We start from the raw sequence: 25,848 nt of genomic DNA, 5'->3' as shown, positions 1-25,848 counted from the left end.
TCAGGCCACCCCCTGGGAGCCCTGCCAGTATCTGACGATGTAGATCGACACCACGACGGCGATGATGGCCGCGGTCACGAACGCCACCGCCGCCGCGGTCCCGTACCGTCGCGTGCTGAACGTCGTCACGACCAGACAGGACAGCGACGGCACGGTCGTACAGCTACTCGCCGTCTCGATGAGCCCGTAGATGCGCATCGAGGAGATGGTCCGAAAGAGCATGGCGACCAGCACCGTCGGCAGGATGAGCGGGAAGGTGATCATCCGGAACTGCTGCCACTTCGTCGCGCCCGCGACCTTCGCCACGTCGTAGAGACTCCTGTCGACGCTCTGGAGGCCGGCGAGGATCAGGAGCGCCATGAACGCGGTGGTCTTCCAGACGTCGGCCAAAATGACGATCGGCAGCGCCTCGGCGCTGTTCACGAGGGGAGTTCCCGACCCGCCGAGCGCCGTGACGACGTCGACGCCGAAACCGATGCCGGGCTGGAACATGAGGAAGAAGATCATCCCCTGGATCACGATGGGGACCGCCCACGGGATGATGATCGCGACGCGAACCCAGCGCCGGCCGCGGAAGTCCTGATCGAGCACGAGCGCCTGCCCGAACCCGATGAGCGTCTCGAAAAAGACCGCGACGATCGTGAAGATGATAGTCACGATGAGCGCGCTCTGGAACGGCGCGCTCGGGTCGAAAAACGGCTGTGGCAGCGCGACGGTATCGAGCTGGCCGGTGAGCAGTGCGACGTAGTTCCTGAGGCCGACGAACTCGCCGAGCTGTGCCGCGCCCGTGATACTGTCTGCGTGCAGCGACATCTCGAAGGTGCTCGCGAGCGGCCAGAGCGAGATCACCAGCAGTACCAACATCGCGGGTATCAAGAGGAGATAGGCAAAGGCCGTCTCGCTCAGGTTTTCGAGCCAGCGCACCGCGCCGGCGTAGATTCCCGAACCGCCCTGTGCACCCGTTTCGGTCGATTGTTCTGTGGACATCTATTGTGCGTTGAAGTCTTCGATGGCGACGAGCTGGTCTTTGAGCGTGTTCATCGCCTGTTTCGGGGGACTGGCACCCGAGAAGCCGGCGTGAACCTGCTGGGCGATCTTGGTCGCCTGCTGGGGCCAGACGACGGTGACGGGCCGGGGAATCGCGTTCTCACCGGCGACCCGCAACTGGTCGATGTAGTCCCCGGTGTACGGAATCTGTCGCACCTTCTTCGAGGAGAACACCTCCCGGTTGGGCGGCAGCCAGCCCGTGATCTCGACCAGCGTGCGCTGGAAGGACGGTTTCGTCATCGTCTGGAGCACCTGCAGCGCCTTTTCCTTCTGGTCGGAGTTCGGATTCACAGCATTATGCCAGCCGCCGAGGGCGGCCGTCGGACCGCCGATGTTCTTGTACTTCGATTTCTTCTGTGGCGTGGCGTACGGGATCGGCATCACGCCGAGTTGGTCCTTCGATTCGAACGCCTCGCCGGCCGAGGGGATCGCGTACGGCCAGTTGCGCAGCGCGACCGCGTTGCCCGCCGTGAACGCGCTCAGCGAGGGGTCTTCGGTCCAGCTGAGCACCGCGTTCGGCGATATCTGCTCGTAGCCGTCGAGCGTGTTCGGGGCGTCCGAGCCGGAGATGAACGTCTTGACCATCTTGACCGCGTTGACGACCGGCTCCTCGGCGACCGTCACCGGGCGTTTGCCGATGGGTCCAAAGAGGGAGTCACGACCACCGAAGTACGCCCCGCCCCAACTCGTCATGAACTCGTTGAAGTCACAGCACGAGAGGCCCTCGTAGATGTTTCCCTGAAAGGCGAAGCCGTAGGGGACGTTCGCCTGTTTCTTCGCGTCGGCGACGACCTTCGAGAACTTCTTCCAGCGCATCGACTCGGTCGCCCAGTTCTCCTTTTCGGGGTTGTAACCGGCCTTCTTCACCAGATCCTTCCGGTAGAGCATCGTCGGGAAATCCGGAAACAGGGGGACCGCATAAAGGTCGCCGTCGCCGCCTCTGGCCGTCTCGACTGCCGCTTGGAAGTACTTGTTCTCGATGAGTTTGACCGTCGACTGGGGGAGGTTCTCGGTGAGATTGAGCACCTGCGCCCGGTTGATGAAGTTGAGCGCCCAGCCGCTGTCCATCATCAGCAAGTCCGGATCCGCAAGGTCCGCCGACAGCCAGCGAGTGTACTGTGATTGGCGGGCACCCGTCTGGGAGGGACCGGCGATGACGTCGACGTAGATGTCCTTCGACAGTCCCGCCTTCCAGAGCGCCTTCCGTATCGCTCCCGCGCTGTCGGCGGCCGTCGAGTCGGTCACCCAGCGGACGGCGTTCGGGCCGGCCTCCGTGCCGCCGGCGGTACAGCCCGCGAGCGCGACCGCCGCTCCCGACGCGCCGGCCGCCCGCAGGAAGTTTCGACGGGAGACACTCCCGTGTGTGTTGGAACCGTTCATCATTGTTTGGTGGAATCTACACACTTACTTATATCTATGGGCGACCATCGCAGGCAACCGCCCGCCGGCGGTCGCATCGACGGGACCATCACGTCGTGTCCGCTCGGACGAACGTCACCGGACACGGTGCCGAGAGCATCACCGTCTGGGCCGTGGAGCCGAAGACGGCCTTGCCCGTCGGCGAGCGCCGCCGCCCGCCGACGATGACCATGTCGGCTCCCGACTCCTCGGCCAGTCCGATGATGCTGTCGCCGTGGTCGCCGACCGCGCCGCCGACGGCGAACTCGACGCCCGCCTCGTCGAGTCTGTCGCCGAGTTCGCGGACCGTCGCGTGGCGGTGTGCCACCTCGTTCGGCGAGACCTCGCCGGCCGTGACGTCGAAACCGAGCCTGTCGATGGCGCGCTCGTACTCGGCCTCGGTGAAGACGTGGCCCAGGATGACTGTGGCCTCGGACGGCCCGGCGATGTCGATGGTCTCCTCGGCAAGCCTGTCGGTGCGCTCGGCGTCACCCGGCCCGAGCGCCAGAAGAACGGTTTCGAGTGCCATATACCCTCTTTCGAGGGCCCTTATATAATTCTACGGGCGATCGTCCGAGCGTGCGCCCGTACCGCTCCCCTCGACGCCAGCGAGGTCGATGTCGCCGCCTCGGATCGCCACTCCCTCGTAGGGGTCGTCGGCGAGCAACAGCGAGCCGTCGAGGTCGGCGTAATCGAGTAGCGGCGCGAGCTGGCAGGCGGCCGCGATGGCGGCGTTCGACTCGATCATACAGCCCAGCATCACTTCGAGTCCGTGCGCGCGCGCCGCGTGAACCATCCGTTTGGCTTCGCGCAACCCACCACACTTCATGAGTTTGATGTTGGCGATGTCGGCGCGCTCGGCCATATGGGAGATGTCCGAAAGCGTCACGCAGGACTCGTCGGCGGCGATGGGAAGCGACGAGCGCTCGTGGACGTATTCGAGTCCTCGTGAATTTTCGGCAGGCACGGGCTGTTCGACGAACTCGACGTCGAAGTCGGCGAGCACGTCGATGTTCGAGAGTGCCTCGTGGGGCGTCCACGCCTCGTTGGCGTCGACGCGCAGGCGCACGTCGGGGGCTTCCGCCCGAATCGCCTCGATGATCTCGCGGTCGCGCTCGGTGCCGAGTTTTACCTTCAGTACCGTGTGACCGGCTTCGACCGCGCTCTCGGTCTTCTCGCGCATCCGTTCGATGGTATCGAGACCGATGGTGAACGAGGTCTTCGGGGTGTTCCGGGGGTCGAGACCCCAGTAGCGATAGAGAGGAACACCGAGACGTTTCGCGGCGAGGTCGTGCAGCGCGATCGAGACCGCCGTGCGCGCGGCGGGGTTGTCACGAACTGCCTCGCGCATTCGTCGTTCGATACGCCCGAGCGCGTGCGGGTCGCCCACTTCCTCGACGACCGCGAGCAGGTCGGGGAGGACGGCTTCCACAGTCCGAGAGGTTTCGCCGTAGTGCTCGGAGGGTGCGGCCGCACCGATTCCCTCGTGGTCGCCGTCCGAGACGCGCACGATGACGTTCTCGGCGGTCTCCTGCGTGCCGCGCGCGATGGTGAACGGGTCTTCGAGGGCGAGTGTCAACCGCTCGAAGTCGGTGTCGAGGCTCACAGCAGTGCCTCCAGCAGTTCGTCGTTGCCGAATCGAATCGGGTCGCTCGCTGGCACCGAGAGCGTCCGCGAGTACGCATCGACCGCCGAGCGCGCACCCTCGTCGGTCTCCAGCGAGCGGGTGTTCAGCGCGCCAGCGACCACGTCGGCGTCGTGAACCGGGCCAGCGAGGTTCTCGTAGAGGTCGATGTAGTCGGGCAGCGCCGGCAGCGAGAAGTCCTCGTAGCCGTGAATCGCCTCGCGGCCCGCCTCGTGACAGAGCACGAGTTTGTCGGGCATCGACCCGTGCAGAATGCCGCAGGTCACCGCCGAATAGGCCGGATGGACGATCGAGCCTTGCCCCTCGACGAAGAGATAGTCGTGGTCAGCTTTTTCCAGGATCATCTCCTCGACCGCCCCGGCAGTGAAGTCGCTCACCACGCGGTCGATGGGGTTGCCCCAGCCCTCGATCATGATGCCCGTCTGTCCTGTCGGGATGAACGCGGCGTCCACGCCCCGCTCGCGCGCGGCCTCGCAGAGTTCGAGCGTTGCGGTCATCTTCCCGACCGAGCAGTCCGTGCCCACAGTCAGAATCACCTCGGCATCGACGTCGCCGGCGACGCCCTCGCTCACCGTCAGATCGGGCGACGGCTTGCGCACGTCGTGGAGTTCACAGTTATGTTCGGCAGCGAGTTCCGCGAACTCCTCGTCGTCTTCGAGGAAGTAGTGCAGGCCAGCGGTGACGTCACAGCCGCGTTCCAGTGCAGCTCGGACATCCGGCCGCCACGACTCCTCGAACCCGCCGCCGATGGGCGCGATGCCGATGAGCAGTTCGTCGCAGTCCTCTACGTCGTCCATCCCGGCGACGATCGGCGCGTCCTGCACTCCTCCAAGATGGTCGGCAACGCGCGTGCCGGCGCGGTCGCGGTCGAGCACCGCGACCACCTCGTCGTCGGCGTAGCGAAGGATGCTGACGGCGGTCTTTGCCTCCTCGGGGAACTTCTCGTGGGCGAGCAGCGCGACGGTCATGTCCGTCCGGAGGGCGAGCGGGGGCTTAAACTCCGACCATCCGGGCGAGCGCGTGCGTCTCCGAAGCGGGTAAGTCGGTCACGGTGATAGGGAGACCAATGTGGCCGTGGGGACACCTCGCCGTCGGCTATCTCGCCTACGCCGCGCTCTCGCGCTGGCGCTACGGCGAACCGCCCTCGGCGGCAGCGACGCTCGCCGTCGCCGTCGGGACGCAGTTTCCCGACCTCGTGGACAAGCCGCTCGCGTGGACCTTTCACGTCCTCCCGAGCGGGCGCTCGCTCGCACACTCGCTGCTCACCACCGCCATCGTCTGTGCGCTGGTCTACGTGTATGCCCGCCGGCACGGGTGGACGCGACCGGCCATCGCCTTCGCCGTCGGCTACATCACTCACCCGTTCGCCGACGCGCTCTCGCCGCTGCTCGCCGGCGAGTACGCCTACGTGCGCTATCTCGGCTGGCCGGTGCTCGACCAACCGCCCTACGACACGAGCAGGGGCTTCGGCGCGCATTTCGCCGACCTCGAACCGTCCTCGCTCGTGCTCGCCGGAGCCTTCCTCGTCGGCTTCGCGCTGCTGATATGGCTGCGCGACGGTCGTCCCGGTCTCGCGGCGCTGCGCGAGTGGCTCCGTGCGCGACGAGTCGTTTGAAAAGCTATCGACGACGGACCACGGCGGCCGCGAGCACCACCAGGACGACCAACACCAGTCCGGCGGCGACGATGGGCACGAGACCGATATCGAGTCCACCGTCGGAAGCCGTCTCCTCGCGCTCGACGGAGACCCCGGCGCTCTCGACGATGGTCCCCGTGCCCGCGACGTACGGGCCGTCGACGCTGCCGTTCGTCTGCACGAAGTCGAACTCGCCGTTGTCGTTCGAGTCGAAGTGGGCCATCGCGGTCAGCGAGCCGTTCGTGCGCAGGCGCGACTGGTTGAACTCGCGGCCATCGATGGCGTAGAGTCGCACCTGCACGTCCTGATGCGGCCCGGGACTGAGCCGCTTCGAGACGCCGATGACGCTGCCCACGGTGTCGTTCTCGGCGGTGAGGTTCCGATCGTGGATGGCGACGAACCCACCCTCCGAGAGGTTCACCGAATTGAGCTGGACGGTGGTGCCGTTCGTGGTCTGGTCGGTGAAGACCATCGTCGCGTTGGGGGTGTGTGCCTGCTGGGACTGAACTGTCGGGACCGCCCCGACCCCGGCCACACAGAGGAGGGCGAGAGACGCGGCGATGAGGGCTTTCGTCGTGTGCACACATCGGCCGAGACAGGCGGCGGGGAAAAACGCTCGGCTCGCGGCGACCGAGCGCCGCGGCGTTCGATGGGAAGCGTTTAGGAACGGACCCGGAAATCCGGAGTGATGGTCGACGCTGCGACGGTTGCCCAGTTCGTCGGTGGTCTCGCGCTGTTGTTCTCGAACGGCTTCTTCGTCGTGACCGAGTTCGCCATGACTCGCGTCCGCCAGTTCCCCGAAGAGGAGTTTCGGGGCCAGCGCGGCCTCGAACGCGCGTGGGAGATGACCGAACAGCTCGAAATCTACCTCTCTGGCTGTCAGCTCGGCATCACGATTTCGAGCGTCGGGCTGGGCGTCGTCGCCGAACCGGCGCTCGCGTCGCTGCTCGACCCGGCCGTGCGGGCGGCCGGACTCGCGGGGCTGCTCGGCGGCGGTTCGGACGGTCACACCGCTCTGTCAGTCTTGCTCGCGCTCGCCGTCGTCAACCTCCTCCACGTCATCGTCGGCGAGCAGGCCCCCACCTACTTCGGCATCGAGCGGACGAAACTCGCCGCGCGCTACGGCGCACCAGTGTTGTACTGGTGGACGACGGCGCTCGGGCCGATCATCCGCTTTGCCGACTGGGTGGCCAAGGGGCTGCTCTCGCTGTTCGGGGTCGAGATCACTCGCTCGTGGGCCGACGAGGAGGTCGAGGAGGGCGACGAGTCGCCGCCGACCTCGCGCGGCGAACTCCGGAGTCGGATGGGGACGGTGTTGGGGCAGGGGTCGCTGTCCGAGGAGCGCGAGCGGGAGGTCATCAACGCCCTCGCCATCGGCGAGACGGCCATCGACGAGGTGATGGTCGAGCGCAGCGGCATCGTCGCGCTCTCGACGGCCGAACCGGTCGCGGCGAACCTCGAACTCATGGCCAAGCGCCAGCACACCCGGTTCCCGCTCGTGAACACCGACCTGGAGGAGTTCGTCGGCGTCGTCTACACCCCCGAGGTGCTCTCGCACGTCGATGCCCTCCGGAACGGCGAGCGCGACCTCGCATCGCTCGCCACCCCGCCGCTGACCGTTCCGTCAGACGTGCCAGTCAGCGACCTCATCGACCGGTTTCAAGAGGAACACCAGGAACTCGCGCTCGTCGCCGACGCGACCGACGAACGGGTTGTCGGTCTCGTGACCGCGACCGACGCCTTCGAGGCCATCGCCGGCGATATCGAGGACCCGCTCGACTGACCTCTACTCCGCTACGTCGACGGGCTGTGCGTCGGCGAGTGTCCGGAGGCGTTCGGGCGCAATCGGAAACACCGCCTCCGGCGTGCCCGCGGCGGCCCAGACGGTCGCGAACTCCCGGAGAGTGTCGTCCATGTAGACCGGGAGGGATGAATCGTGACAAAAGGGCGGAACGCCGCCGATCGACCAGCCGACGGTCTCACGTACCACGTCGGCGTCGGCCATCCCGACCGCGCTCTCGTCGACCGCACATACCTCAGCGAGTTTCGCCTCGCTGACGCGGTTGGCCCCGCTCGTGACCACCACGACCGGGTCGGGGACCACGAACACGAGCGAACTCGCTATCTGGGCGACGTCACAGCCGATGGCCGCGGCCGCGTCGCTCGCCGTCTTGGTTCCCGCGGGAAACTCGTGGACGTCGACGGCGAAGTCGTGTTCTTCGTCGGCACGCTCGGCGAAGGCTGCTGCCCGTCGGTGCATGCCGCCCGTGGGGACGAGTCGAACAAAACTGTGGTGGCTATCGGGCGTCGGCGAGCGACGTCGCGCCGCTCGATTGCAGCCACGCCGTGTGCTGGCGCTCGTCGTAGATAACGACCGCGCCGTCCTCGCGCTCGAAGGCGACGAGGCGTTCTTCGCGTGCCGGTACGCTCGCGGAGGTGTCGGAGGGCGACTCCTGTGGGGACGTGCTCATTGGTTTGGGTTGGTCGGCCGTTTTGGTCTACCGCTAGTTGCATCGAGGTGCCACTCTGTGATAAGCGTTATCACTACACCCTAAGCGTCGATCATCTGAAATGGCGTCGACCACGGACCGACCTTTTCACGCTACGGCCCGAGAGGTCGTTATGAGCGACACGCCGCGCGACCCGGAACTCGAACGTCTCGCCGAGGATCTCTCGACGACGCTGGCGGAGCTGCGCGACGAACTCGACGCGCGCGAGCCGCCGCGCGGACCGCTGGGGCTGCCGCGCCCGCCGACGCCGCGCGAACTGCTCACGTTCACCGACGAGTTCACGATTCCGGCCGTGATCGCGGTTCTCGAAGCCACCATCCGCGCGCTCGAAGCGTTCCGGGCGGCCCTCCGGCTGGCACGCACCGGCGAGGAGGTCGGCGCACGCGGGCGCGAGACACGGCGGCGCGGCGAGCGCCTCGGTCGCGACGCGCTCGACCGCCTCGACGACGTCCTCGTCGATCTGCAGGACGCGCTCGACGGGCGACCGCAGGACCCGGCGGCGCGCACGCTCGCCGACGAGGCCCGTGCGCTGCGGGACGAGATCGACGACCGCCTCGCCGAGAGCCACCACGAAGACGGTTCGGCCGTCCGTGACTCCTCGAACGACATCGAGCGCGTCGAGACGACGGAATCGCCGGAGGACGTCGCCATCGACGTCGACGCCGAACTCGATTCCATCCGCGATTCGGTCGAGAACGACGACGGCGACGCGGAGTAAACGTTCGACGCTGGCCACAAGAGTTTATAGCCTCGGTTACATCTCTTCGTGTGTGATGGAGGGGGTCAACTCGCTGCCGGAGAGGAACGCGCAACTCGAACTGTTCGTGCGCTCGTCGGTTCCGGCGGCCGCACGCGATTCGCAGTCGACGGTCCGGGAGCGACTGCGCGCGCTCGAAGCAACCGAGGGAATCGACGGGACGACGGTACGAACGTGGGAGAAACGGATTCCGGTCGACGCGGGAGCCGCCGAACGCGACACTCACCGCACCTACGCGGCGTTCGATCAGTGGGCACGCAGGCGTGGCGTCAGCCTCGCCCCGTTTTTCGGCACGCGCGAGTGCCACTCGTCGATAACGGGCGAGTCACACACCGCGCTCGTGCTGCCGATGATGAGTCTCGCGGTCTACGACGGTGACCGACTCAGCGCCGTCTTTCCGCACGCCGACGAGGACCGCTCGTACACCGTCGGCGAGGCGCTCGACGCACTGGAGGAGGACGACGAAGAGCAAGACGAAGAAGACGACACGCGCCGACGGGTTCTGGCGGGCGCACACTAATCGGTCGGTTCGAAGCGGTAGCCGTCCCAATCCTGACTCGCGGGTTCTCTGATGCCGGCGTCGGGGTCCCGAAGTTCTTCGGTATACACGGGAGCTACGTCGTCGCCGATTTCGACCTCGTTCGTCGTGAGTTGGCCGAGCGCGCGCACCGGTTGGCCATCGACGTCGAACTCGACGATGGCGAGGTGGTTCGGCTCGCGGACGCCGGGCGGCGGTGCGGTGCTCGTCGTCCACGTCACGACCGTCGCCGTGTGTTCACTCAGGTCCACGACATCGACAGGTTCGCTCCCGTCGGAACCGAGCGGATGGGGAGGGTAGGTGATCGAGCCGTCGGCGTAGCGGGCCGCTTCCATCCGTGGCTCCGCGTCAGCAACGTTCTCGTGACTCATGCGCCCGCCTCCATGATAGTGGTGATGACACAATTACCAAAGCCACCCACGTTGCACGCGAGTCCCACGTCGGCGTCGACCTGTCGCGGACCGGCCTCACCCAGTAGTTGTTTGTAGATCTCGTAGCCCTGTGCAACGCCGCTCGCCCCGAGGGGATGCCCCTTCGATTTCAGTCCTCCGGACGTGTTGATCGGCAGTTCGCCGTCGCGTTCGGTTGTCCCCTCTTCGATCGCTTTCCAGGCTTCGCCCTGCTCGGCGAATTCCAGCCCCTCCATCTGGAGGAATTCGAGAATCGTGAACATGTCGTGGAGTTCGGCCACGTCGACGTCCTCGGGACCGTAGCCACTCATGGCGTAGGCTTCCGTTCCAGATTCGACTACGCCGCCCATCACCGTCGGTTCCGCGCGCTCGTGGACCACGTGGGTGTCGGTCGCGCCGCCCACACCCGACATGAGGGCGTACTCGTCGGTGTACTCCCGTGCGACCGATTCCGGACAGAACATGAGCGCGGCGCTCCCGTCGGTGATCGGACAGAAGTCGTACAATCTGAGTGGGTCAGCGACGATCGGGCTCTCCAGCACCGTGTCGAGGCCGACCTCCTTTCGAAACTGGGCGTGCGGGTTGTCGACGCCGTTTTTGTGGTTTTTCACGGCGACTTTGCCCAAACTCTCCCGGGGTGCATCGTAGCGATCGAGATAACGCCGTGCGGTCAGTCCCGCGAAACTCGGCAGCGTCACGCCGTGTTTGTACTCGACGGGATGAGTCAACGAAGCAATGACGTCGGTGGCTTCACCCGTCGAGCGATGGGTCATCTTCTCGCCACCGACCAAGAGGGTCATCTCGCTCGCGCCAGAGGCGACCGACTGCCATGCCGCGTACATTCCCGCGCCTCCACTCGAAGAAGTCTGGTCCACACGCTGAGTGTAGGCCGGCAGACAGTCGAGGTCGTGGGCGAGCGCGTTCGGCACGCCAGTCATCCCCTCGAACTCGCCGGATGCCATGTTCGAGACATAGAGATGCTCGACATCGTGAGGTTCGACGCCCGTGTCGTCGAGACACGCCTTGCCGGCTTCGGCGAGCAACTCCCGGATCCACGCCTCGCGCTTGCCGAACTGCGTCATCGACGCGCCGACGACCGCCACGTTCTCGCTCATATCGCCCGCCTCTCCCGCCGCGGTTATGGCTGTTTCGGCGTCACCGACGCGCCCGTCCCGCCGCCTTCCACTCCTCGCCACGGCGAACTTCGCGGGGCGGCGTTCGTCCACCGAACCGGCCACAGAGCGTCCAGCGGTCGCAGTGTTCGGGACCGTCCGCCGCCGCGGCGGCCGTGCGGTCCCGGAGGTAGGCCCCGACGGCGGCGGCGATGGCCGCGGCCTCGTCCCGATCGGCGCTCGCCGGTAGCGACAAACGGAGGTTCTCCGGAAACACGTCGTTCGCGTTCGATTGGTCGCTGGTCGTGTTCGATTCACCCGTCTCGGCCGTCGAGGATGTGGATGAGGCCATCAGAGTTGGATGTTACCGTGGTCTTTCGGCGGACTCTCCGTTCGCTTGCGGTCGAGGACGGCGAGGTCGCGGACGAGCCGCCGGCGGGTCTCAGTCGGTTCGATGACGTCATCGACGTAGCCGCGCTCGGCCGCCGAGTAGGGGTTTGCGAACTCCTCGCGGTACTCCTCCATCAGCGCCTGTCGCGTCGCCTCGGGGTCGTCGGCGTTCTCGATCTCGTCGCTATACAGAACGTTCACCGCACCGCGCGGACCCAGCACCGCGGTCTCCGCGCCGGGCCACGCGTAGTTCGTGTCCGCCCCGAGCAGTTTCGACCCCATCACGATGTAGGCTCCCCCGTAGGCCTTCCGGAGAATTACGGTGAGAAGGGGAACCGTGGCCTCGGCGTAGGCGTAGATGAGTTTCGCGCCGTGGCGGATGATGCCGTTGTGCTCTTGGTCGGTGCCGGGCATGAATCCCGGCACGTCGACGAACGTCAATACTGGAAGGTTGAACGAATCACAGAAGCGGACGAACCGCGCGCCCTTCTGGCTCGCCTCGATGTCCAACGTGCCGGCGTTGGCCGAGGGCTGGTTGGCGACCACACCGACGGGCCGGCCGTCCATGCGCGCGAGACCGGTCACGAGCGTGCGCGCGAACCCACCGTGGGTCTCGAAGAAGGAGTCCTCGTCGACGATACCCCCGATTACGCTCGTCACGTCGTAGGGTTTGCGCGGCGCGTCGGGAACCATCGACCCCACCTCACAGCGCCGGTCGGGGTCGTCCCACGAGTCGACGCGCGGCGGGTCCTCGACGTTGTTCTGCGGGAGATAGGATAGCAACCGTTTGATGTCGTCGAGAACGTCCGCTTCGGACTCGGCGGTCATGTGCGCGACGCCGCTCTCGCTCGCGTGCGTGGTCGCCCCGCCGAGTTCCTCCATCGTGATCCGTTCGCCGGTGACCGTCTCGATGACGTTCGGGCCGGTGATCATCATGTGGGAAGTGTCCTCGACCATGAGCGTGAAGTCGGTCAGCGCCGGCGAGTAGGTCGCCCCGCCCGCGCAAGGACCCATGACCGCCGAGATCTGGGGCACGAGACCGCTCGCCTTCGTGTTCCGTCGGAATATCTTGGCAAAGCCCGCGAGCGAGGCGATGCCCTCCTGGATGCGTGCGCCGGCAGAATCGTTGAGTCCGACGATGGGCACGCCGTTTTCGATGGCCTTGTCCATCACTTTGCAGATCTTGTCGGCGACCGCCTCGCCGACCGACCCGCCTAATACTGTGAAATCGTGGGCGAAGACGAACACCGTGCGGCCATCGACGTCGCCGTAGCCCGTGACCACGCCGTCGCCGGCGTATTTCTTTTCGTCCATGTCGAAGTTCGTCGACTGGTGTTCGACGAACCGGTCGAACTCCTCGAAACTTCCCTCGTCGAGCAGGTAGTCGATGCGCTCGCGGGCGGTCAGTTTCCCGCGGTCGTGCTGGGCCGCGATGCGGTCTTCGCCGCCACCAAGTTCGACCTCGGCGCGCCGCCGCCGAAGTTCCTCGACGGGCGACTCCTCCCCTGTGGGACTCTCGCCGGCGTCGGCGTCGTCCTCGGCGGCCACGCTACCACTCCATGCCGCCGTTGACCGCGAGTATCTGGCCGGTCATGTAGCTCGATTCGGGACCCGCGACGAAACGGACGATGCCGGTGATGTCGTCGACCTCGGCGAACCGTTCGAGGGGGATGCGTTCCAGGATCTGCTCTTGAACGTGGTCGGAGACGTCGTCGAGCATATCCGTCTGAACGAATCCCGGTGCGACGCAGTTGGCGGTCGAGCCGGTTCTGGCGAGTTCGAGCGCGATGGTGCGGGTGAATCCGAAGAGACCGCTTTTCGTGGTGGCGTAGTTCGACTGTCCGTAGTTGCCCTGCTGGCCGACGACGCTCGAAATGTTGATGAGACGGCCACACTCGGCCTCGACGATGTCGTCGAAAAACGAGTGCGTACAGTTGTAGACCCCGCCCAGATTCACGTCCATGACGCGCTGCCAGTCCTCGTGGCTCATGTTCTTGAACGTGCGGTCGATGGTGAGACCGGCGTTGTTCACGAGCACGTCGATGGGACCGAACACGTCTCTGACCTCCTCGGCCATCGCCTGGACCGCGTCGTAGTCGGCGACGTCGGCCTGTACGGGAATCGCTCGCCCGCCGGCGTCCTCGATCGCATCGACGACATCGTGGGCGGCCGCTTCCGAGGAGCGGTAGTTCACCACGACGTCCGCGCCGCACTCGCCGAACTCCTCGGCGATGCCGCGCCCGATGCCCCGCGACGCGCCGGTGACCACGCAGGTCTGTGTGTCGAGCGTCATGTATCCACTGCGAACCTCTACGTGTAGCTACGTAAATCTGTGCCACGCCCGGCCGCCCGCCGTCGGTATCGAGTACATCGACCCCATCAGATACCATCGAACGGTACTGGCGTCCGCGCCCGACAGCGACAGATTCTTTAGGCCGCCCTAAAAACACGCGACATCACAATGACCGCCGACATCTGTGTCGTCGTCCCCACGATACGCGAGTTCGAGTGCGTCCGCGCCTACGCCGCAAACGCCCGCAAACACGACTTCGATACCGACCGTCTCCACGCCGTGCTCGTGACCGAGGACTTCTGTGATACCGACGCGATGGAAACGATGCTCGACGATCTCGCTCTCTCGGGGACGGTCTTCGATGGTGCCGCCCGCGAGGAGTGGTATCGCACGCAAGGCATCGCGGAGTTCTCCCACCTCGTGCCCGCCGCGAGCCACGCCCAGACGAGTTTCGGGCTGCTCTACTGCTGGGCGAACGAGTTTCAGTATGGGATTTTCATCGACGACGACACCCGCCCACACACCGACGAGGACTTCTTCGGCACGCATCTCTCGAATCTGGAGTACGAAGGCGACGTCGAGCGCGTCCGCTCGGACGAGCAGTGGGTGAACGTTCTCCACGAGAACGCCGACGAACACGGTCTCTATCCGCGTGGCTACCCCTATTCGGCGATGGACGAGCAAGTCGAGACCGACCGCACGCGCGCCACGAACGTCGTCGCCTCCCAAGGTTTGTGGACCAACGTCCCCGATCTCGATGCCGCCCGGATTCTCGCCGACGGTGATCTCCGGGGACAGGCCGAGACCCGCCTCTCGAAGGCGGATTTCGGGGGGAAATTCGTCGCCGCAGAGGGTCAGTATCTCACGCTCTGCTCGATGAACCTCGCCTTCCGGCGCGAGGTGATCCCCGCGTTCTATCAGCTTCCGATGGACGACAACCCCTGGGACGTGGGCCGGTTCGACGACATCTGGAGCGGCGTCTTCCTCAAGCGCGCCTGTGACGTCGTGGGTACGGAAATCGTCACTGGCGGGCCGCTCTGCCAACACAACAAGGCCAAGCGCTCGACGTTCGACGACCTCCGTTCGGAACTCCCCGCGCTCGAAATCAACGAGGACCTCTGGCGTGTCGTCGACGATGCAGCGGCGGATGCGGATTCCTATGCCGAGGCGTACGCCGCGATGGCCGACGCGCTCGTCGCCCACGACTGGAGCGACTGCGAGAACGGCGAGTTCCTCCCGTACGTCGGCAAGTACATGCACGACTGGCTGTCCTGTCTCGACGCCCTCGAACCCGGTTCGGTCGCCGTGCCGACCGCCGCCAGCGCCGACGACTGAATCGGCAGGTATAACACTCGCGCTCCATCACCTCGTTTTAGGCCAGCCTAAAAAGGCCGGCGACCGACAATGAAAGGACACGATTTCGACCGACGGACGGTGCTGAAGGGTGGTGTAGCAAGCCTCGTCGCGGCGGCCGGACTCGCCGGCTGTACCGGCGGCGCACAGACCGGTGGAAACGACAGCGGTGCGAACGGAAGCAGCACCGACGGGAGTGGGAGCAACGGAAGTGCCAATGGGAGTGGTTCCGGCGACCGGAAGGTGCGCGTCGTTCTGAAGGAGTGGCGGGTCAAGCCCGACGCGAAGTCGGTGCCGGCAGGGAACGTGACGTTCGACGCCGTCAACGAGGGCCACGAGGTCCACGAACTGGTCGTCAGGCAGCGCAACGACGACGGTGCCTACGAGAAACTCGACGAGGTGGACGACATCGCCAAGGGAACGAGCAAGAAACTGCGGACGAAACTCGATCCCGGCACGTACGAACTCGCCTGTCTCATCGTCGAAGAGGAGGAGGGTGAGACCGAAGACCACTACAAACTGGGCATGCACGAGACCATCGAAGCGACGAAACAGGGGTAGGCCGGCTTCGGAGCGACAGAGTTTTTAGGCTGTCCTAAATCATAGTATCCAATGACGCGACGCGCTGGCGACGACGCCACGGTGGATGGGCGCGAGAGTGCGAACGGCTCCCCGCTGGGACGCAGACGATTTCTCCGCTCGTCGGCCGCCGTGGCCGGGGGCGCGCTGGTCGCCGGCTGTTCGTCCGGCGGTGGCGGCTCCAACGCGAGCGGGGCGAACGGCACCGGAAACGCAACCGGCAACGCCTCTGGGAGGACGAACGGCTCGGCCGGTACCGGCAACGTAAGCGCGAACGAATCGGTCGGCATCAACTCGTTCAGGGGATCGGGGCCGCTCGTCGAGAGCCGCCCACCCCTCAAGGGACCACGCATCGACGACCTGCCCGACCTCTCGGGCCAACTCAGCATCTACCTCGGCGGCGGCGAGGGCGGCCTCTACACCCAGTTTCTGGATCTGCTCCAGCGGATGTACCCGAACTTCGACGTGAAACTCCGGACGGCCTCCTCCTCACAGCTCGCGAACACCCTCATCACCGAGGTCCAGAGTGGCTCGTCGAAGGCCGATGTCTTCTGGGCGGTGGACCTCGGCGCGCTCGGCGTCGTCGCCGACAATGATGCGACCGTGAAGCTCCCGAAGAAGGTCGTCAAGCCGGTCCCCAAGGAATTCCATCCGAACGACCAGTGGGTTGGTGTCGCCGGGCGCGCGCGCAGCGTGCCCTACAACACGAACAAGCTCTCGGCGAAGCAAGTACCGCAGAAGGTACAGAAGTTCACCGATTCCAAGCAGTTGCAGGGATCGATGGGCTGGGCACCCACTTATGGAGCCTTCCAGTCGTTCGTCACGGCGATGCGGCTGCTCCGTGGAAAGAAGCAGACGAAGAACTGGCTCACGGGGATGCAGGAGCAGGGAATCTCCGAGTATCCCGACGAATTCCTCGTCTCGAACGCCGTCGCCGACGGCGAACTCGCCGCGGGCTTCGCCAACCACTACTACGCGCTGCGCGTCAAGGCCGCCCGCCCGAAGGCCCCCATCGAACTCGCCTTCACGAAGGGCGACGCGGGCGCGCTCATCAACGCCGCTGGCGTCGAGGTTATCAAGGGAACGGACAACCGCCAGCTCGCCACGAACTTCGTCCAACACCTCCTGACCGCCGAGGCCCAGGAGTTCTTCGCCACCCGGACGTTCGCCTACCCGATGATCCCGGGCGTGCCGCCGGTGGGTGGGTTGCCGACCATCGACGAACTCAATCCCCCTCAGATAAAGCTCGCCAAGCTCTCGAACCTCGAACCTACCCTGAAACTCATGCGCGAGACCGGAGTGCTCTGAGATGAGCACTCTCCAGAGTCGTATCGATATCGACCGTGCAACCGTCCTCAGAGGGGGACTGCTGGCGCTCGCCGGGGTGATCGCACTCGCGGTCGTCGCACCGATCGCGTGGCTCGTCGTCCGCGCGTTCGACATGGGCATCGGGAGCGCGCTCTCACTCCTTTCATCGCCATCCACGGTGCAGATCACGGTCAACAGCGCGCTGCTGGTGGCGGCGGTCACCGCCGGCTCGGTACTGCTCGGCGTGCCGCTCGCGGTGCTGACCGCGCGCACCGATCTTCCGTTTCGGCGCTTCTGGACCGTCGTGCTGGCACTTCCTCTCGTGGTACCGAGCTACATCGGTGCGTTCGCGTTCGTCTCGGCGTTCGGTCCGCGGGGCACCCTCGCCGACCTGCTCGCGCCGCTCGGAATCGAGTCGATTCCGACCATCTACGGACTGCAGGGAACGGTGTTGGTCCTCACGTTGTTCGTCTATCCCTACGTCTTCCTCACCACGCGCGCGGCGCTGCTCTCGTTCGACGCCTCGCAAGTCGAGGCTGCCCGAACCCTGAACCACTCCTATCTCGGCGCGTTTCGCCGTATCGTCCTGCCCCAGATCGCGCCGGGCATCGCCGCCGGCGCGCTCCTCGTGGGTCTCTATACCCTCTCGGATTTCGGCACTCCTTCTATCATGCATTATGATGTCTTCACGCGCATGATATTCGTCGAGTACAACGCCTTCGGCCAGGACCGGGCGGCGCTCCTGTCGGTGCTTTTACTGGGTCTCACCGTCGCCATCCTCGCTGTCGAGTCGCACCTCTCGACCGACGACGGGAACGCCTACGCGGGCGGGCGGCGCGGCACCACCATCTCGCTGGGCGGCTGGAAGTGGCCGGCGCTCGCGTTCTGTGCGCTGGTCGTCGCGCTGTGTCTGCTCGTCCCGCTCGGCGTGCTGGCGATGTGGCTGTTCCGCGGCGGACCGGGCTATTCGGCCGGTGGCTTCACCTTCCAGTGGTCCTATGGGCTCAATTCCGTGGCCGTCGCGGCGCTCGCGGCGCTCGTGGCGACGCTTGCGGCGCTGCCGGTCGGCTACCTCTCGGCGCGGACCGACGGCCCCCTCACCGACCTGTTCGACCGGATGACCTATCTCGGCTACGCCGCACCTGGTATCGTCATCGGCTTCGCGCTCGTCTACTTCGGCGTGCGTTACCTGCCCGGACTCTACCAGACCCTTCCCCTGCTGGTCTTCGCCTACGTCGTGCGATTCCTCCCGCAGGCGGTCGGCACCACACAGTCGTCGGTACTGCACGTCGATGGCTCGCTGCTCGAAGCCGCGCGCACGCTCGGCCACTCGCCGCTTTCGACCTTTCGGCGCGTGACGCTCCCGCTGATCGCGCCGGGCGTCGTCGCGGGCGCGGCGCTGGTCTTTCTCACCACGATGAAGGAGTTACCCGCGACGCTCCTCTTGCACCCCACGGAGTTCAAGACGCTCGTGACGTACATCTGGCAGGTCCAAGGCGCAGGGTATTACGGGGCGGCGGCCGTACCGGCGCTCGTGCTCGTCGCCGTCTCCGGACTCTCGATGCTCGTCATCCTCACGCAGGAGGGCGATGATGTCCGGTAAAACCACACACGAACCGTATCCCGAGGCCGCGACCGACCGCTCGCGCGGGTCCGCCGCGACCGACACGGGCGATACGGCGGCAGCGACCGGCGAAACCGGCGATGCGGTCCTCGAACTCACTGGCGCGTGCAAGGAGTACGGGGCCGAGACCGCCGTGAGAGACCTCTCGCTGTCGGTCCGCGAGGGCGAACTGCTGACGCTGCTCGGTCCCTCCGGTTGCGGGAAGACGACGACCCTGCGGATGATCGCCGGTCTCGAAACACCCAGTGCGGGAACGATCACCCTCGATGGCGAGCGCGTCGCCGACGAGCGTCGTTCAGTTGACCCCGAAGACCGTGACGTCGGCATCGTCTTCCAGGACTTCGCGCTCTTTCCGCACATGACCGTCACGGAGAACGTCGCGTTCGGTCTCACCGACGCCGACGCCGGGGAGAAAGACGACCGTGTGGCCGAACTGCTCGACCTCGTGGGTCTCGAATCGTTCGGCGACCGAACGCCCGACCAGCTTTCGGGCGGGCAACAACAGCGCGTCGCGCTCGCCCGCGCGCTCGCGCCCGAACCGGATATCCTGCTGCTCGACGAACCCTTCTCGAATCTGGACGTGCGCCTGCGCGTGCGGATGCGTGAGGAGGTCCGCCGAATCCTGGACGCGGCGGGCGTCACGGCGGTGTCGGTAACTCACGACCAGGAGGAGGCGTTGTCGATCTCAGATCGGGTCGCCGTCCTGAACGACGGCCGCCTCGAACAGGTCGGCCGGCCCGAGGTCGTCTTCGAACAGCCAGAGTCCCGGTTCGTCGCCGAGTTCCTCGGACGGGCGGGCTTCCTCTCGGGCCACGTCGAGACGACGGGCGTCGAGACGGCCATCGACACCTTCGAGACCGCGCGCATGCAGGGACTCACCGACGATTATGCGGGGACGGACATCGACGTACTCGTGCGACCGGACGACCTCCGGGCGAACCCGGTCGAGGGTGAGGGCGGCAACGGTCGCGTCGTCCACCGTCAGTACACCGGCTCGTCGTTCGTCTATCGCGTCGAACTCGACACCGGTGACGTCGTTCACTGTGAACACAACCACACGACCGACATCCATCTCGACCAGCGCGTGACCGTCGCGTTCGTCGCCGACCACACGCTCGCGTGGTATCCCGCCGAGTGATGGGACGGCTCGGCCAGCGACTCCACAGGCACCGATTCGGTCTCGCGGCGCTCGCCCTCGCGCTGGCCGGCGCGCTCGTGGTCTGGACCCTCTCGACGACCGTCTTTCCGTATCTCTCGCTGAACCACGACGAAGGCGTCTATCTCCAGCAAGCCGGCATGCTGCTCGACGGGCAACTCTTCCTCGAACCACCGGCCCCCGAAGCGTTCCGGCCGTGGTTTTTCGTCGAGAGCGAGCGGGGCCTCTATCCCAAATACGCCCCCGTGTCGGCGGCGATGTTCGCCGTCGGCCGCTTTTTGGGCGAGTATCGCCTCGCGCTCGTCACCATCGCGGCGGCAAACGTCTCCCTCCTCTCCCTCGTCGTCGCCGAAACGTTCCGCCACGAGGGTCGGCGGTTCGCGCGCGCCACGGGTCTCCTCGCGGGCGCGTTGCTCTTTCTCTCGCCGCTGTTCGTCATCAACTCCTCGACGTTTCTCTCGTACGCGCCGACGACGCTGTGGAACCTGCTGTTCGCAGCGGCGTATCTCCGCGCCGACCGCACTGGAAGCCGGTCACTGGCGGCGTTCGCCGGGCTTTCCATTGGCGTCGCCTTCTTTTCCCGGCCCTACACGGCCGTGCTGTTCGCCACACCGTTCATCGTCCACGCGCTCTGGACGCTCCGGGAGGGACGGCCCACGGTTTTCCGAAACGGCCTGACCGCCGCCGGTGGTCTCGTCGGCGTGCTCGTCGCGCTCGGGTACAACGCCGTCGTCACCGGCGACCCGCTCACGTTCCCGTACGCCGCGTTCGCACCGCTCGACGGCATCGGCTTCGGTCATCGGAAGATCTTCGGGCACGGCGTCGAGTACACACCGGACCTCGCGCTGCGGGCGAACGCCCGCGTCCTCGCGACGTTTTTCGGCCGCTGGGGCGTCGCCGGTGCGCTCGGAACGCTGCTCGCGGCCTGCGGGACCGTGCTGGCGCTCGTTCCTCGAAAGCGGCGAAACGCCCGAACCGCGGCGCTCGCCGGCCTGTTCGTGACGATTCCCGTCGGTAACGTCCTCTTCTGGGGCAATCTCAATATCCTCGGCGACCTCGAGAGTTCGGGAACGGGTCTCGTCGCGTTTCTGGGTCCGTACTACCACTTCGACCTGCTCGTTCCCGTGTCCGGGTTCGCGGCGTACGCCGGTCTCCGGGGCGCGCTTCGGTTCCGACGGCTGGCACGGCAGCGGTTCACTCCGCGACACGCGCGCGTCGCGCTCGTGATCTGTCTCCTCGTCGCGGGGGCAGCGCTCGCGGGCGTGACGGCGACCGCGATGGACGACCCGCTCGAACGGAATCGCAACGTCACCGCCGAGTACGAGGCAGCCTACCAGCCCTTCGAGAATCGGTCTCTGGAGAACGCGCTCGTCTTCCTCCCGACCCCGTTCGGCGACTGGCTCAACCACCCGTTTCAGGCGCTGCGCAACGACCCCGATTTCGCCGGCGATACCGTCTACGCGCTCGCCGAGCACCAGTTCGCGGTCGTCGACGCCTACCCCAACAGGGCGTACTACCGCTACACGTACGGCGGAACGTGGAACCCGACGGACGGCGACGCTTCCGAGGGCCGCCTTCGCCGGATCGAGGTTCGTGCCGGCGAACGACTCGCGCTCGATAGCCGGTTCGGAATCCCGAACTCGCCCGAGAGCGTCACGGTCAGACTCGCCAGCGGAAACAATCAGACCTACTACACCGCCGTGCCCGAAAACGGGCGTTTGGATCTCCGGCTCGTCGCCGACGAGCGCGCCCGACTGAAGGGAGCGGTCACGCCCGTAAATGGAAGTTCGATACCCCTATCGAACTCGCTCACGCTCTCGGTGTTCGTCGACCGGGGACCGACCGGCGGGTTCGGCTATCGTGTCGTCCTCCCTGTCGACGAACGGAAAAGCGGTCTCCGCGCGCTGCCGCCGACGGCGGAGGTCTGTCCGGCCTATCGCTGCGGCGACGGCCGCGGCACGACCACGACCCGGAAGGGCGTGTTCGTCGCGACGAACCTCACAGTCCAATAACTACCGACGGCGCTCTTCGAGACAAACCGTGAGTATCGAGCGCGCGATGGCCGCTCCACCTGAGAGCGGGTCAAGGGTGGTCTCGCCGAGGCGCTCGCCGTAGTCGATGGGATGCTCGCGGACGGCGTAGCCGCGCGCGAGCGGACGGACGAGCAGTTCGGCCGACAATCCTGTGTTCTCGGTCCAGTCGATGTTCTCGATGACTTCTCGCCGATAGGCGCGCATCCCGGTCGTGGTATCGTGGACGCGCTCGCCCAACAGGACGCTCGCAAGCGCGGCGAAGGCGTGGTTGCCGAAGCGGTTGAACGCCGGCATCGTCGCCGCCCCGTGGTAGAGTCGGTCGCCGCTCACCACGTCGTAGCCCCGATTGATGGCGTCGAGAAACTCGGGGAGCGCGTCCATCGGATAGGTCCCGTCGCAGTCGGTCGTGACTATGACTGGGCGGCTGGCCGCGCGGAGCGCGCGGGCGACGGCGACGCCGTATCCCCGTGGCTCTTGTTCGATGACGTGCGCGCCGTGCTCGCGGGCGATCTCCGGTGTGCAGTCGCTCGACCCGTCGACACAGACGATCTCGGCCGCGCCGTCGGTAGCTTCGTCGATGGAGTCGAGCACGGTCCCGACGGCGGCCGCCTCGTTGTAGGTGCCCATCACGACGCTCACGTCCTCGAAATCGTAGGGTTTGGATGTACTCATCGGCGCGGGTTCGCCCCACCCCCACTTGAGTTTTTAGGCTCGCCGAAATCAGCGGCGGCGCGCGAGCGCGATGGCCGCGAGCGCGAGGACCGCCGCGACCGCCGCTCCGGTCCCGAATCCGGGACCGAACGCGCCGCTGCTGTCGGTTTCGGTCGATTCGCCTGTCCCGACCAGTCCTCCACCATCGGTCGTGGTTTCCTCACCATCGCTCTCGTCGGCGGCCGTATCACCGCTTTCGCCCTCGGTGGGCGTCGCCGTCGGCGTGTCGGTCGGCGTCGGACTGTCGGTCGCGGACGTGTCGGCCGTGGCCGACTGCCCGGTCGTTGAGCCGTCGGTCGCGGACGTGTCGGTCGCGCTGGTGTTCGTGCCGTTGGTCGCCGTGAACGTGCTCACGCCGCCGCTGCAGGTGCCCGGACTGATCTTCACGGGGCTACTCATGTCGAGTTCGGTCGTCTCGCCGCCGGCCGATCGGACGACCCAACGTTCGATTTCGTTGTCGCTCGGCGACCCGCTCCACTCGTCGAAGGGGTAGCGTTCGACCACGTCGTTGAACTTCATGTCCACGGTGACCGTACTGTAGTCCCCACTCCCCAGCCCCCGGAAGGCTGCGCCGTCGGTGCGCTCGCCGTTCGAGTTCCACTCGATGTGTGCGCCCGTGTCGGTGTATTCGAAGGTGTCGTCGCGGTCGGTGTAGTTGTCGTCCTCGACGGCCCACTCGCCGTCGGACGGCAGTCCCGAGATGTCGGCCGTGGCGACGAACCCGCCCGGGTCGTCGATCTTGTCGTGGAGGAAGACGAGGCTCAGCCCGTCGCTGCCGCGATAGACGAACAGTTGACTCACCTGGTTCTCTTGAATGTCGGTGGTGCCGAGCGAACTGTAGTTCGCCGTGTCGTTCAGGACCTCGTACCCGTAGAACGATTCGACCGATTGGGTCCCGTCGCCGAGCGGCGTGACCTCCGTGCACGTATCGCCCTGCTGGACGATGAACGTCGCGTTCTCTTGGGCTGCCACCGTTCCCGGTCCGCCCGCGAGCGCTCCGGCCACCACGACGACTGCGAGCACAATACCGGCGAGGCGCGACGGCCCGTGCCCGTTCGTGTCTCCTCCCGTCTCGTCGCTCATTGCACCGGGATGTTCCGCCCATCGACATATAGATACCGCTTCGGTGTGATTCGGTCGACGGCCTCAGAGCATGTTCTCGGCTTCGAGGCGCTGCCAGACGGCTTCGCCCTTCTCAGTGATGCCGTAGACGCGCCCCTTCTTCTGCTCTTCGGAGACGAGCAGTTCGACCATCCCTCGGTCGTCCTCGCGCAGTCCTGACAGCGCCCGCGAGACGTGCGCGATGGCGATGTCCTCGTCGGTGGCGATGCGCGAGGGAGTCGCCGGTCCCTCGGCCAGCCGCGAGAGCACGTCCACGCGGTACTGCGAGCGAATCACGAAACTGATCGTATCCCAGTCCTCTGTCATGGCTCTTCCCCCGTTCACGGCACATATACGCCGGAGAACCATAACAAGTCCGTGTCGGATACGTCGTTTTACTTGCGATTTACGTCAGTGGGTGGCATCGATTCGTCTTCGTCGGCGCGCTCGGGACCGATGGCGAACGAACACACTCAAGAACCCGCTCGTCCGAGGAGGTGCATACAGTGTCCCGTGACTCGCTTTCGGAGAACACGACGACCGACCGCTACGCCGAGAGCGCCTCGGCCCTCGGCGGGCTGCCGGGCGACCTCCTCGTCGTCGTCGCCTACGCGCTCGTCGCCGGCGGTCTCGTCGTCGTCGGGCTGCCCTCGACGCTCCAGTTCCTCGTCGGGATTCCGCTCGCGCTGTTCGTTCCGGGCTACACGGTACTGGCGGCGCTCTTTCCCGGTCGCCCCTCGCGCAACGCGGGACAGGTGAGTTCGCTGTCGGGGATGGCTCGGTCGTTTTCGAGCCTGCGCTCGATCCAACAGCGTGGCGTCCGCTGGGGCGAGCGCGTGGCGCTATCCTTTGGTCTCAGCCTGTTCGTCGTGCCGCTGCTCGCGCTCGTGCTCGACTTCGCCACGCTCGTCTTCGGGACGGACTCGCTCTATCACACGGCACCCATCGTCACGATCCTCGTCGGCTTCTCGCTCATCTGTGCGGCCGTCGGTCTCGTCCGTCGCCTCAGACTGCCGCGCGCACAGCGCTTCGGCGTCCCGGTCGGCTACTGGATCAGTGATTTCGTCGGCGGCCTCACCGGCTCGCCGGTCGATGCACTGCTGAACGTCGTGTTGATCCTCAGTGTGCTCGTCGGGGCGGCGAGCATGACCTACGCGCTCGCGGTGCCACAGGACGGCTCGTCGGCGACGAATTTCTACGTCGGCACGCAGAACGGCTCCGGGGACGTCACGCTCGACTACCCGCGCAACCTGACGGCGAACCAGCCCCAACAGTTCACCGTCGGCGTCCAAAATCAGGAGGGTGAACCGGCGAACTACTCGGTGATCGTCCAGCTCCAGCGCTACGACGGCGAGGAGGTGCTCACACGCCAAGAGCTGAAGCAGTTCTCGACGTCGACCGTCCCGGAAAACCGGACGTGGCAGCGCCAACACACCGTCACGCCGACCCTCGCCGAAGACGACCTCCGATTGGTATATCTCCTCTATCAGGGTGACCCGCCACAGAACCCCACCGAGGAGAACGCCTATCGGTCGGTCCACCTCTCGGTGAACGTCACGAGTGGCGGCGCGGGCGGTGCCAACGGAACCGGTGGCGGCGGTCCCAACGGGAGCGCCTGAGGTGTTCCCGTGGGGCCACGTCGCGGTCGGCTATCTCTGTTATTCCCTCCTGACCCATCTCCGCGGACGCACGCCGACCGGCGCGGCGACGATCGCGCTCGTCGTCGGCACGCAGTTCGCCGATCTCGTCGACAAGCCGCTCTCGTGGTCGTTCGACCTCCTGCCGGCGGGCGTGCTGGCCCACTCGCTCTTTTTCGCCATCCCGTTCTCGGTGCTCGTGCTCGTCGTCGCCCGCCGCCTCTCGCACACCGAACTCGCGGGCGCGTTCGTCGTGGGCTACTTCTCGCATCTCCCGGCCGACGTGCTGCCCTCGCTCGCGACCGGTGACCCCTCCTACTGGCCGCTGTTCTGGCCCGCGATGGCCCGCCCGGGCGTCGACGTCTCGGACCCGATCGTCGGTCCCGGTGCGGGTGCGGGCCTGCTGGAGAACGCCGCCTACTACATGAGCGACTTCCTGCCGATGCTGTTCAGTCCCGTCGGCGTAGCGTACGTACTGTTCATGGTGGGTGTCGTCACACTTTGGCTCCACGACGGGCGTCCTGGCATCGGAATCGTCGGGCGCGCCCTCGGCCGGGTGACCGGCCGGAGTTCGCACTGAGAGCCGGCGATGGGGCGTAATCGACGGACG

The 25,848-nt window shown here is 66.2% G+C and carries 28 protein-coding genes; 12 read left to right on the top strand and 16 right to left on the bottom strand.

The window, feature by feature from the left end; all coding sequences use genetic code 11:
- From ACP97_RS17820 to ACP97_RS17800, 5 genes are all read right to left on the bottom strand, one after another.
- Positions 1–987: a carbohydrate ABC transporter permease gene (locus ACP97_RS17820; RefSeq protein ID WP_049999181.1), complete on the bottom strand. Its 987-nt coding sequence runs from the start codon at positions 985–987 to the stop codon at positions 1–3.
- Positions 988–2,427 carry an extracellular solute-binding protein gene (locus ACP97_RS17815; RefSeq protein WP_049999267.1) on the bottom strand — a complete coding sequence of 480 codons (1,440 nt, stop codon included), beginning with the start codon at positions 2,425–2,427 and terminating at the stop codon, positions 988–990.
- 88 nt (positions 2,428–2,515) lie between these two features.
- Positions 2,516–2,974, bottom strand: coding sequence for a universal stress protein (locus ACP97_RS17810; protein ID WP_049999180.1), 459 nt, complete (start codon positions 2,972–2,974; stop codon positions 2,516–2,518).
- 30 nt (positions 2,975–3,004) lie between these two features.
- The gene (locus ACP97_RS17805) at positions 3,005–4,051 is read right to left on the bottom strand and encodes a dipeptide epimerase (protein ID WP_049999179.1); all 1,047 of its coding nucleotides are present in this window, start codon (positions 4,049–4,051) and stop codon (positions 3,005–3,007) included.
- Positions 4,048–5,058, bottom strand: coding sequence for a DUF1611 domain-containing protein (locus tag ACP97_RS17800; RefSeq protein WP_049999178.1), 1,011 nt, complete (start codon positions 5,056–5,058; stop codon positions 4,048–4,050). The genes ACP97_RS17805 and ACP97_RS17800 overlap by 4 nt, the downstream gene beginning before the upstream one ends.
- 98 nt (positions 5,059–5,156) lie before the next feature.
- Here ACP97_RS17800 and ACP97_RS17795 point away from each other — a divergent pair, with 98 nt between their 5' ends.
- Complete coding sequence (locus ACP97_RS17795; RefSeq protein WP_049999177.1) at positions 5,157–5,705, top strand: metal-dependent hydrolase; 549 nt, start codon at positions 5,157–5,159, stop codon at positions 5,703–5,705.
- A 4-nt stretch (positions 5,706–5,709) separates the two neighbouring features.
- Here ACP97_RS17795 and ACP97_RS17790 read toward each other — a convergent pair whose 3' ends face one another.
- A complete protein-coding gene (locus ACP97_RS17790) occupies positions 5,710–6,309 on the bottom strand; it encodes a DUF7282 domain-containing protein (protein ID WP_049999176.1) in 600 nt (199 codons plus the stop codon).
- A gap of 105 nt (positions 6,310–6,414) precedes the next feature.
- Between ACP97_RS17790 and ACP97_RS17785 the strand changes: the two genes are divergently transcribed.
- Positions 6,415–7,509 carry a CNNM domain-containing protein gene (locus ACP97_RS17785; protein ID WP_049999175.1) on the top strand — a complete coding sequence of 365 codons (1,095 nt, stop codon included), beginning with the start codon at positions 6,415–6,417 and terminating at the stop codon, positions 7,507–7,509.
- Positions 7,510–7,512: 3 nt separating this feature from the next.
- On the opposite strand, the gene ACP97_RS17780 is transcribed toward ACP97_RS17785, so the two are convergent.
- Both ACP97_RS17780 and ACP97_RS20590 read right to left on the bottom strand, forming a co-directional pair.
- Positions 7,513–7,986, bottom strand: a complete 474-nt coding sequence (locus ACP97_RS17780) for a YbaK/EbsC family protein (protein ID WP_049999174.1) — start codon at positions 7,984–7,986, stop codon at positions 7,513–7,515.
- Positions 7,987–8,023: 37 nt separating this feature from the next.
- The gene (locus ACP97_RS20590; RefSeq protein ID WP_202593659.1) at positions 8,024–8,197 is read right to left on the bottom strand and encodes a DUF7331 family protein; all 174 of its coding nucleotides are present in this window, start codon (positions 8,195–8,197) and stop codon (positions 8,024–8,026) included.
- A gap of 151 nt (positions 8,198–8,348) precedes the next feature.
- Between ACP97_RS20590 and ACP97_RS17775 the strand changes: the two genes are divergently transcribed.
- The gene (locus tag ACP97_RS17775) at positions 8,349–8,954 is read left to right on the top strand and encodes a DUF7547 family protein (RefSeq protein ID WP_049999173.1); all 606 of its coding nucleotides are present in this window, start codon (positions 8,349–8,351) and stop codon (positions 8,952–8,954) included.
- A gap of 55 nt (positions 8,955–9,009) precedes the next feature.
- Positions 9,010–9,513, top strand: a complete 504-nt coding sequence (locus ACP97_RS17770; RefSeq protein WP_049999172.1) for an HTH domain-containing protein — start codon at positions 9,010–9,012, stop codon at positions 9,511–9,513.
- On the opposite strand, the gene ACP97_RS17765 is transcribed toward ACP97_RS17770, so the two are convergent.
- Genes ACP97_RS17765 through ACP97_RS17745 form a run of 5 tightly spaced genes read right to left on the bottom strand, consistent with a single transcriptional unit; the run spans position 9,510 to position 13,736 of the window.
- A complete protein-coding gene (locus ACP97_RS17765; RefSeq protein WP_049999171.1) occupies positions 9,510–9,902 on the bottom strand; it encodes a Zn-ribbon domain-containing OB-fold protein in 393 nt (130 codons plus the stop codon). The genes ACP97_RS17770 and ACP97_RS17765 overlap by 4 nt on opposite strands.
- On the bottom strand, positions 9,899–11,056 hold the full coding sequence (locus ACP97_RS17760) for a thiolase family protein (RefSeq protein ID WP_049999170.1): 1,158 nt from the start codon (positions 11,054–11,056) through the stop codon (positions 9,899–9,901). The genes ACP97_RS17765 and ACP97_RS17760 overlap by 4 nt, the downstream gene beginning before the upstream one ends.
- 40 nt (positions 11,057–11,096) lie before the next feature.
- The gene (locus ACP97_RS17755) at positions 11,097–11,405 is read right to left on the bottom strand and encodes a hypothetical protein (RefSeq protein ID WP_049999169.1); all 309 of its coding nucleotides are present in this window, start codon (positions 11,403–11,405) and stop codon (positions 11,097–11,099) included.
- Entirely contained in the window at positions 11,405–12,991 is a 1,587-nt protein-coding gene (locus ACP97_RS17750) for an acyl-CoA carboxylase subunit beta (RefSeq protein WP_049999168.1), read from the bottom strand. Before ACP97_RS17750 ends, ACP97_RS17755 begins: the two co-directional genes overlap by 1 nt.
- Before the next feature lies 1 nt (position 12,992).
- Positions 12,993–13,736, bottom strand: coding sequence for a beta-ketoacyl-ACP reductase (locus tag ACP97_RS17745; RefSeq protein WP_049999167.1), 744 nt, complete (start codon positions 13,734–13,736; stop codon positions 12,993–12,995).
- A gap of 168 nt (positions 13,737–13,904) precedes the next feature.
- Between ACP97_RS17745 and ACP97_RS17740 the strand changes: the two genes are divergently transcribed.
- From ACP97_RS17740 to ACP97_RS17715, 6 genes are all read left to right on the top strand, one after another.
- Entirely contained in the window at positions 13,905–15,071 is a 1,167-nt protein-coding gene (locus tag ACP97_RS17740; protein WP_049999166.1) for an alpha-1 4-glucan-protein synthase, read from the top strand.
- A 69-nt stretch (positions 15,072–15,140) separates the two neighbouring features.
- Positions 15,141–15,650 (top strand): cupredoxin domain-containing protein, encoded by a 510-nt coding sequence (locus ACP97_RS17735; protein ID WP_049999165.1) that lies wholly within the window; start codon positions 15,141–15,143, stop codon positions 15,648–15,650.
- A gap of 51 nt (positions 15,651–15,701) precedes the next feature.
- Positions 15,702–16,976, top strand: a complete 1,275-nt coding sequence (locus tag ACP97_RS17730) for an extracellular solute-binding protein (protein WP_049999164.1) — start codon at positions 15,702–15,704, stop codon at positions 16,974–16,976.
- Position 16,977: 1 nt separating this feature from the next.
- Positions 16,978–18,579, top strand: coding sequence for an ABC transporter permease (locus tag ACP97_RS17725; protein WP_049999163.1), 1,602 nt, complete (start codon positions 16,978–16,980; stop codon positions 18,577–18,579).
- Positions 18,569–19,738 (top strand): ABC transporter ATP-binding protein, encoded by a 1,170-nt coding sequence (locus ACP97_RS17720; protein WP_154020065.1) that lies wholly within the window; start codon positions 18,569–18,571, stop codon positions 19,736–19,738. Before ACP97_RS17725 ends, ACP97_RS17720 begins: the two co-directional genes overlap by 11 nt.
- A complete protein-coding gene (locus tag ACP97_RS17715; RefSeq protein WP_049999266.1) occupies positions 19,738–21,768 on the top strand; it encodes a DUF7846 domain-containing protein in 2,031 nt (676 codons plus the stop codon). Before ACP97_RS17720 ends, ACP97_RS17715 begins: the two co-directional genes overlap by 1 nt.
- Here ACP97_RS17715 and ACP97_RS17710 read toward each other — a convergent pair whose 3' ends face one another.
- The 3 genes from ACP97_RS17710 to ACP97_RS17700 all read right to left on the bottom strand — a co-directional run bounded on the left by ACP97_RS17710 (position 21,769) and on the right by ACP97_RS17700 (position 23,928).
- Positions 21,769–22,461: a dolichyl-phosphate hexose transferase gene (locus ACP97_RS17710; RefSeq protein ID WP_049999161.1), complete on the bottom strand. Its 693-nt coding sequence runs from the start codon at positions 22,459–22,461 to the stop codon at positions 21,769–21,771. It abuts the gene before it with no gap.
- A gap of 48 nt (positions 22,462–22,509) precedes the next feature.
- Positions 22,510–23,583 (bottom strand): hypothetical protein, encoded by a 1,074-nt coding sequence (locus tag ACP97_RS17705; protein WP_049999160.1) that lies wholly within the window; start codon positions 23,581–23,583, stop codon positions 22,510–22,512.
- Positions 23,584–23,646: 63 nt separating this feature from the next.
- Positions 23,647–23,928: a helix-turn-helix domain-containing protein gene (locus ACP97_RS17700; RefSeq protein ID WP_049999159.1), complete on the bottom strand. Its 282-nt coding sequence runs from the start codon at positions 23,926–23,928 to the stop codon at positions 23,647–23,649.
- A 179-nt stretch (positions 23,929–24,107) separates the two neighbouring features.
- On the opposite strand from ACP97_RS17700, the gene ACP97_RS17695 reads away from it, so the two are divergent.
- Together ACP97_RS17695 and ACP97_RS17690 are read left to right on the top strand one after the other, a co-directional pair.
- Positions 24,108–25,220, top strand: coding sequence for a DUF1616 domain-containing protein (locus ACP97_RS17695; RefSeq protein ID WP_049999158.1), 1,113 nt, complete (start codon positions 24,108–24,110; stop codon positions 25,218–25,220).
- On the top strand, positions 25,177–25,818 hold the full coding sequence (locus tag ACP97_RS17690) for a metal-dependent hydrolase (protein ID WP_237561231.1): 642 nt from the start codon (positions 25,177–25,179) through the stop codon (positions 25,816–25,818). The genes ACP97_RS17695 and ACP97_RS17690 overlap by 44 nt, the downstream gene beginning before the upstream one ends.
- The last annotated feature ends 30 nt before the right edge of the window (positions 25,819–25,848 follow it).

Source organism: Halococcus sediminicola, from assembly GCF_000755245.1.
GTDB classification, from domain to species: Archaea; Halobacteriota; Halobacteria; order Halobacteriales; family Halococcaceae; genus Halococcus; species Halococcus sediminicola.
The sequence above is the reverse complement of the archived record's forward strand: the minus strand, read 5'-3'. Positions and strand labels throughout refer to the sequence as shown.

What these genes read in the sequence shown, in the direction of transcription:
- ACP97_RS17815 (WP_049999267.1), bottom strand. Translation starts at nt 2,427, where the DNA reads ATGAACGGTTCCAACACACACGGGAGTGTCTCCCGTCGAAACTTCCTG.
- ACP97_RS17760 (WP_049999170.1), bottom strand. Translation starts at nt 11,056, where the DNA reads ATGAGCGAGAACGTGGCGGTCGTCGGCGCGTCGATGACGCAGTTCGGC.
- ACP97_RS17715 (WP_049999266.1), top strand. Translation starts at nt 19,738, where the DNA reads ATGGGACGGCTCGGCCAGCGACTCCACAGGCACCGATTCGGTCTCGCG.
- ACP97_RS17820 (WP_049999181.1), bottom strand. Translation starts at nt 987, where the DNA reads ATGTCCACAGAACAATCGACCGAAACGGGTGCACAGGGCGGTTCGGGA.
- ACP97_RS17780 (WP_049999174.1), bottom strand. Translation starts at nt 7,986, where the DNA reads ATGCACCGACGGGCAGCAGCCTTCGCCGAGCGTGCCGACGAAGAACAC.
- ACP97_RS17735 (WP_049999165.1), top strand. Translation starts at nt 15,141, where the DNA reads ATGAAAGGACACGATTTCGACCGACGGACGGTGCTGAAGGGTGGTGTA.
- ACP97_RS17740 (WP_049999166.1), top strand. Translation starts at nt 13,905, where the DNA reads ATGACCGCCGACATCTGTGTCGTCGTCCCCACGATACGCGAGTTCGAG.
- ACP97_RS17800 (WP_049999178.1), bottom strand. Translation starts at nt 5,058, where the DNA reads ATGACCGTCGCGCTGCTCGCCCACGAGAAGTTCCCCGAGGAGGCAAAG.
- ACP97_RS17710 (WP_049999161.1), bottom strand. Translation starts at nt 22,461, where the DNA reads ATGAGTACATCCAAACCCTACGATTTCGAGGACGTGAGCGTCGTGATG.
- ACP97_RS17725 (WP_049999163.1), top strand. Translation starts at nt 16,978, where the DNA reads ATGAGCACTCTCCAGAGTCGTATCGATATCGACCGTGCAACCGTCCTC.
- ACP97_RS17785 (WP_049999175.1), top strand. Translation starts at nt 6,415, where the DNA reads ATGGTCGACGCTGCGACGGTTGCCCAGTTCGTCGGTGGTCTCGCGCTG.
- ACP97_RS17700 (WP_049999159.1), bottom strand. Translation starts at nt 23,928, where the DNA reads ATGACAGAGGACTGGGATACGATCAGTTTCGTGATTCGCTCGCAGTAC.
- ACP97_RS17765 (WP_049999171.1), bottom strand. Translation starts at nt 9,902, where the DNA reads ATGAGTCACGAGAACGTTGCTGACGCGGAGCCACGGATGGAAGCGGCC.
- ACP97_RS17775 (WP_049999173.1), top strand. Translation starts at nt 8,349, where the DNA reads ATGAGCGACACGCCGCGCGACCCGGAACTCGAACGTCTCGCCGAGGAT.
- ACP97_RS17730 (WP_049999164.1), top strand. Translation starts at nt 15,702, where the DNA reads ATGACGCGACGCGCTGGCGACGACGCCACGGTGGATGGGCGCGAGAGT.
- ACP97_RS17755 (WP_049999169.1), bottom strand. Translation starts at nt 11,405, where the DNA reads ATGGCCTCATCCACATCCTCGACGGCCGAGACGGGTGAATCGAACACG.
- ACP97_RS17795 (WP_049999177.1), top strand. Translation starts at nt 5,157, where the DNA reads ATGTGGCCGTGGGGACACCTCGCCGTCGGCTATCTCGCCTACGCCGCG.
- ACP97_RS20590 (WP_202593659.1), bottom strand. Translation starts at nt 8,197, where the DNA reads ATGAGCACGTCCCCACAGGAGTCGCCCTCCGACACCTCCGCGAGCGTA.
- ACP97_RS17745 (WP_049999167.1), bottom strand. Translation starts at nt 13,736, where the DNA reads ATGACGCTCGACACACAGACCTGCGTGGTCACCGGCGCGTCGCGGGGC.
- ACP97_RS17705 (WP_049999160.1), bottom strand. Translation starts at nt 23,583, where the DNA reads ATGAGCGACGAGACGGGAGGAGACACGAACGGGCACGGGCCGTCGCGC.
- ACP97_RS17770 (WP_049999172.1), top strand. Translation starts at nt 9,010, where the DNA reads ATGGAGGGGGTCAACTCGCTGCCGGAGAGGAACGCGCAACTCGAACTG.
- ACP97_RS17720 (WP_154020065.1), top strand. Translation starts at nt 18,569, where the DNA reads ATGTCCGGTAAAACCACACACGAACCGTATCCCGAGGCCGCGACCGAC.
- ACP97_RS17810 (WP_049999180.1), bottom strand. Translation starts at nt 2,974, where the DNA reads ATGGCACTCGAAACCGTTCTTCTGGCGCTCGGGCCGGGTGACGCCGAG.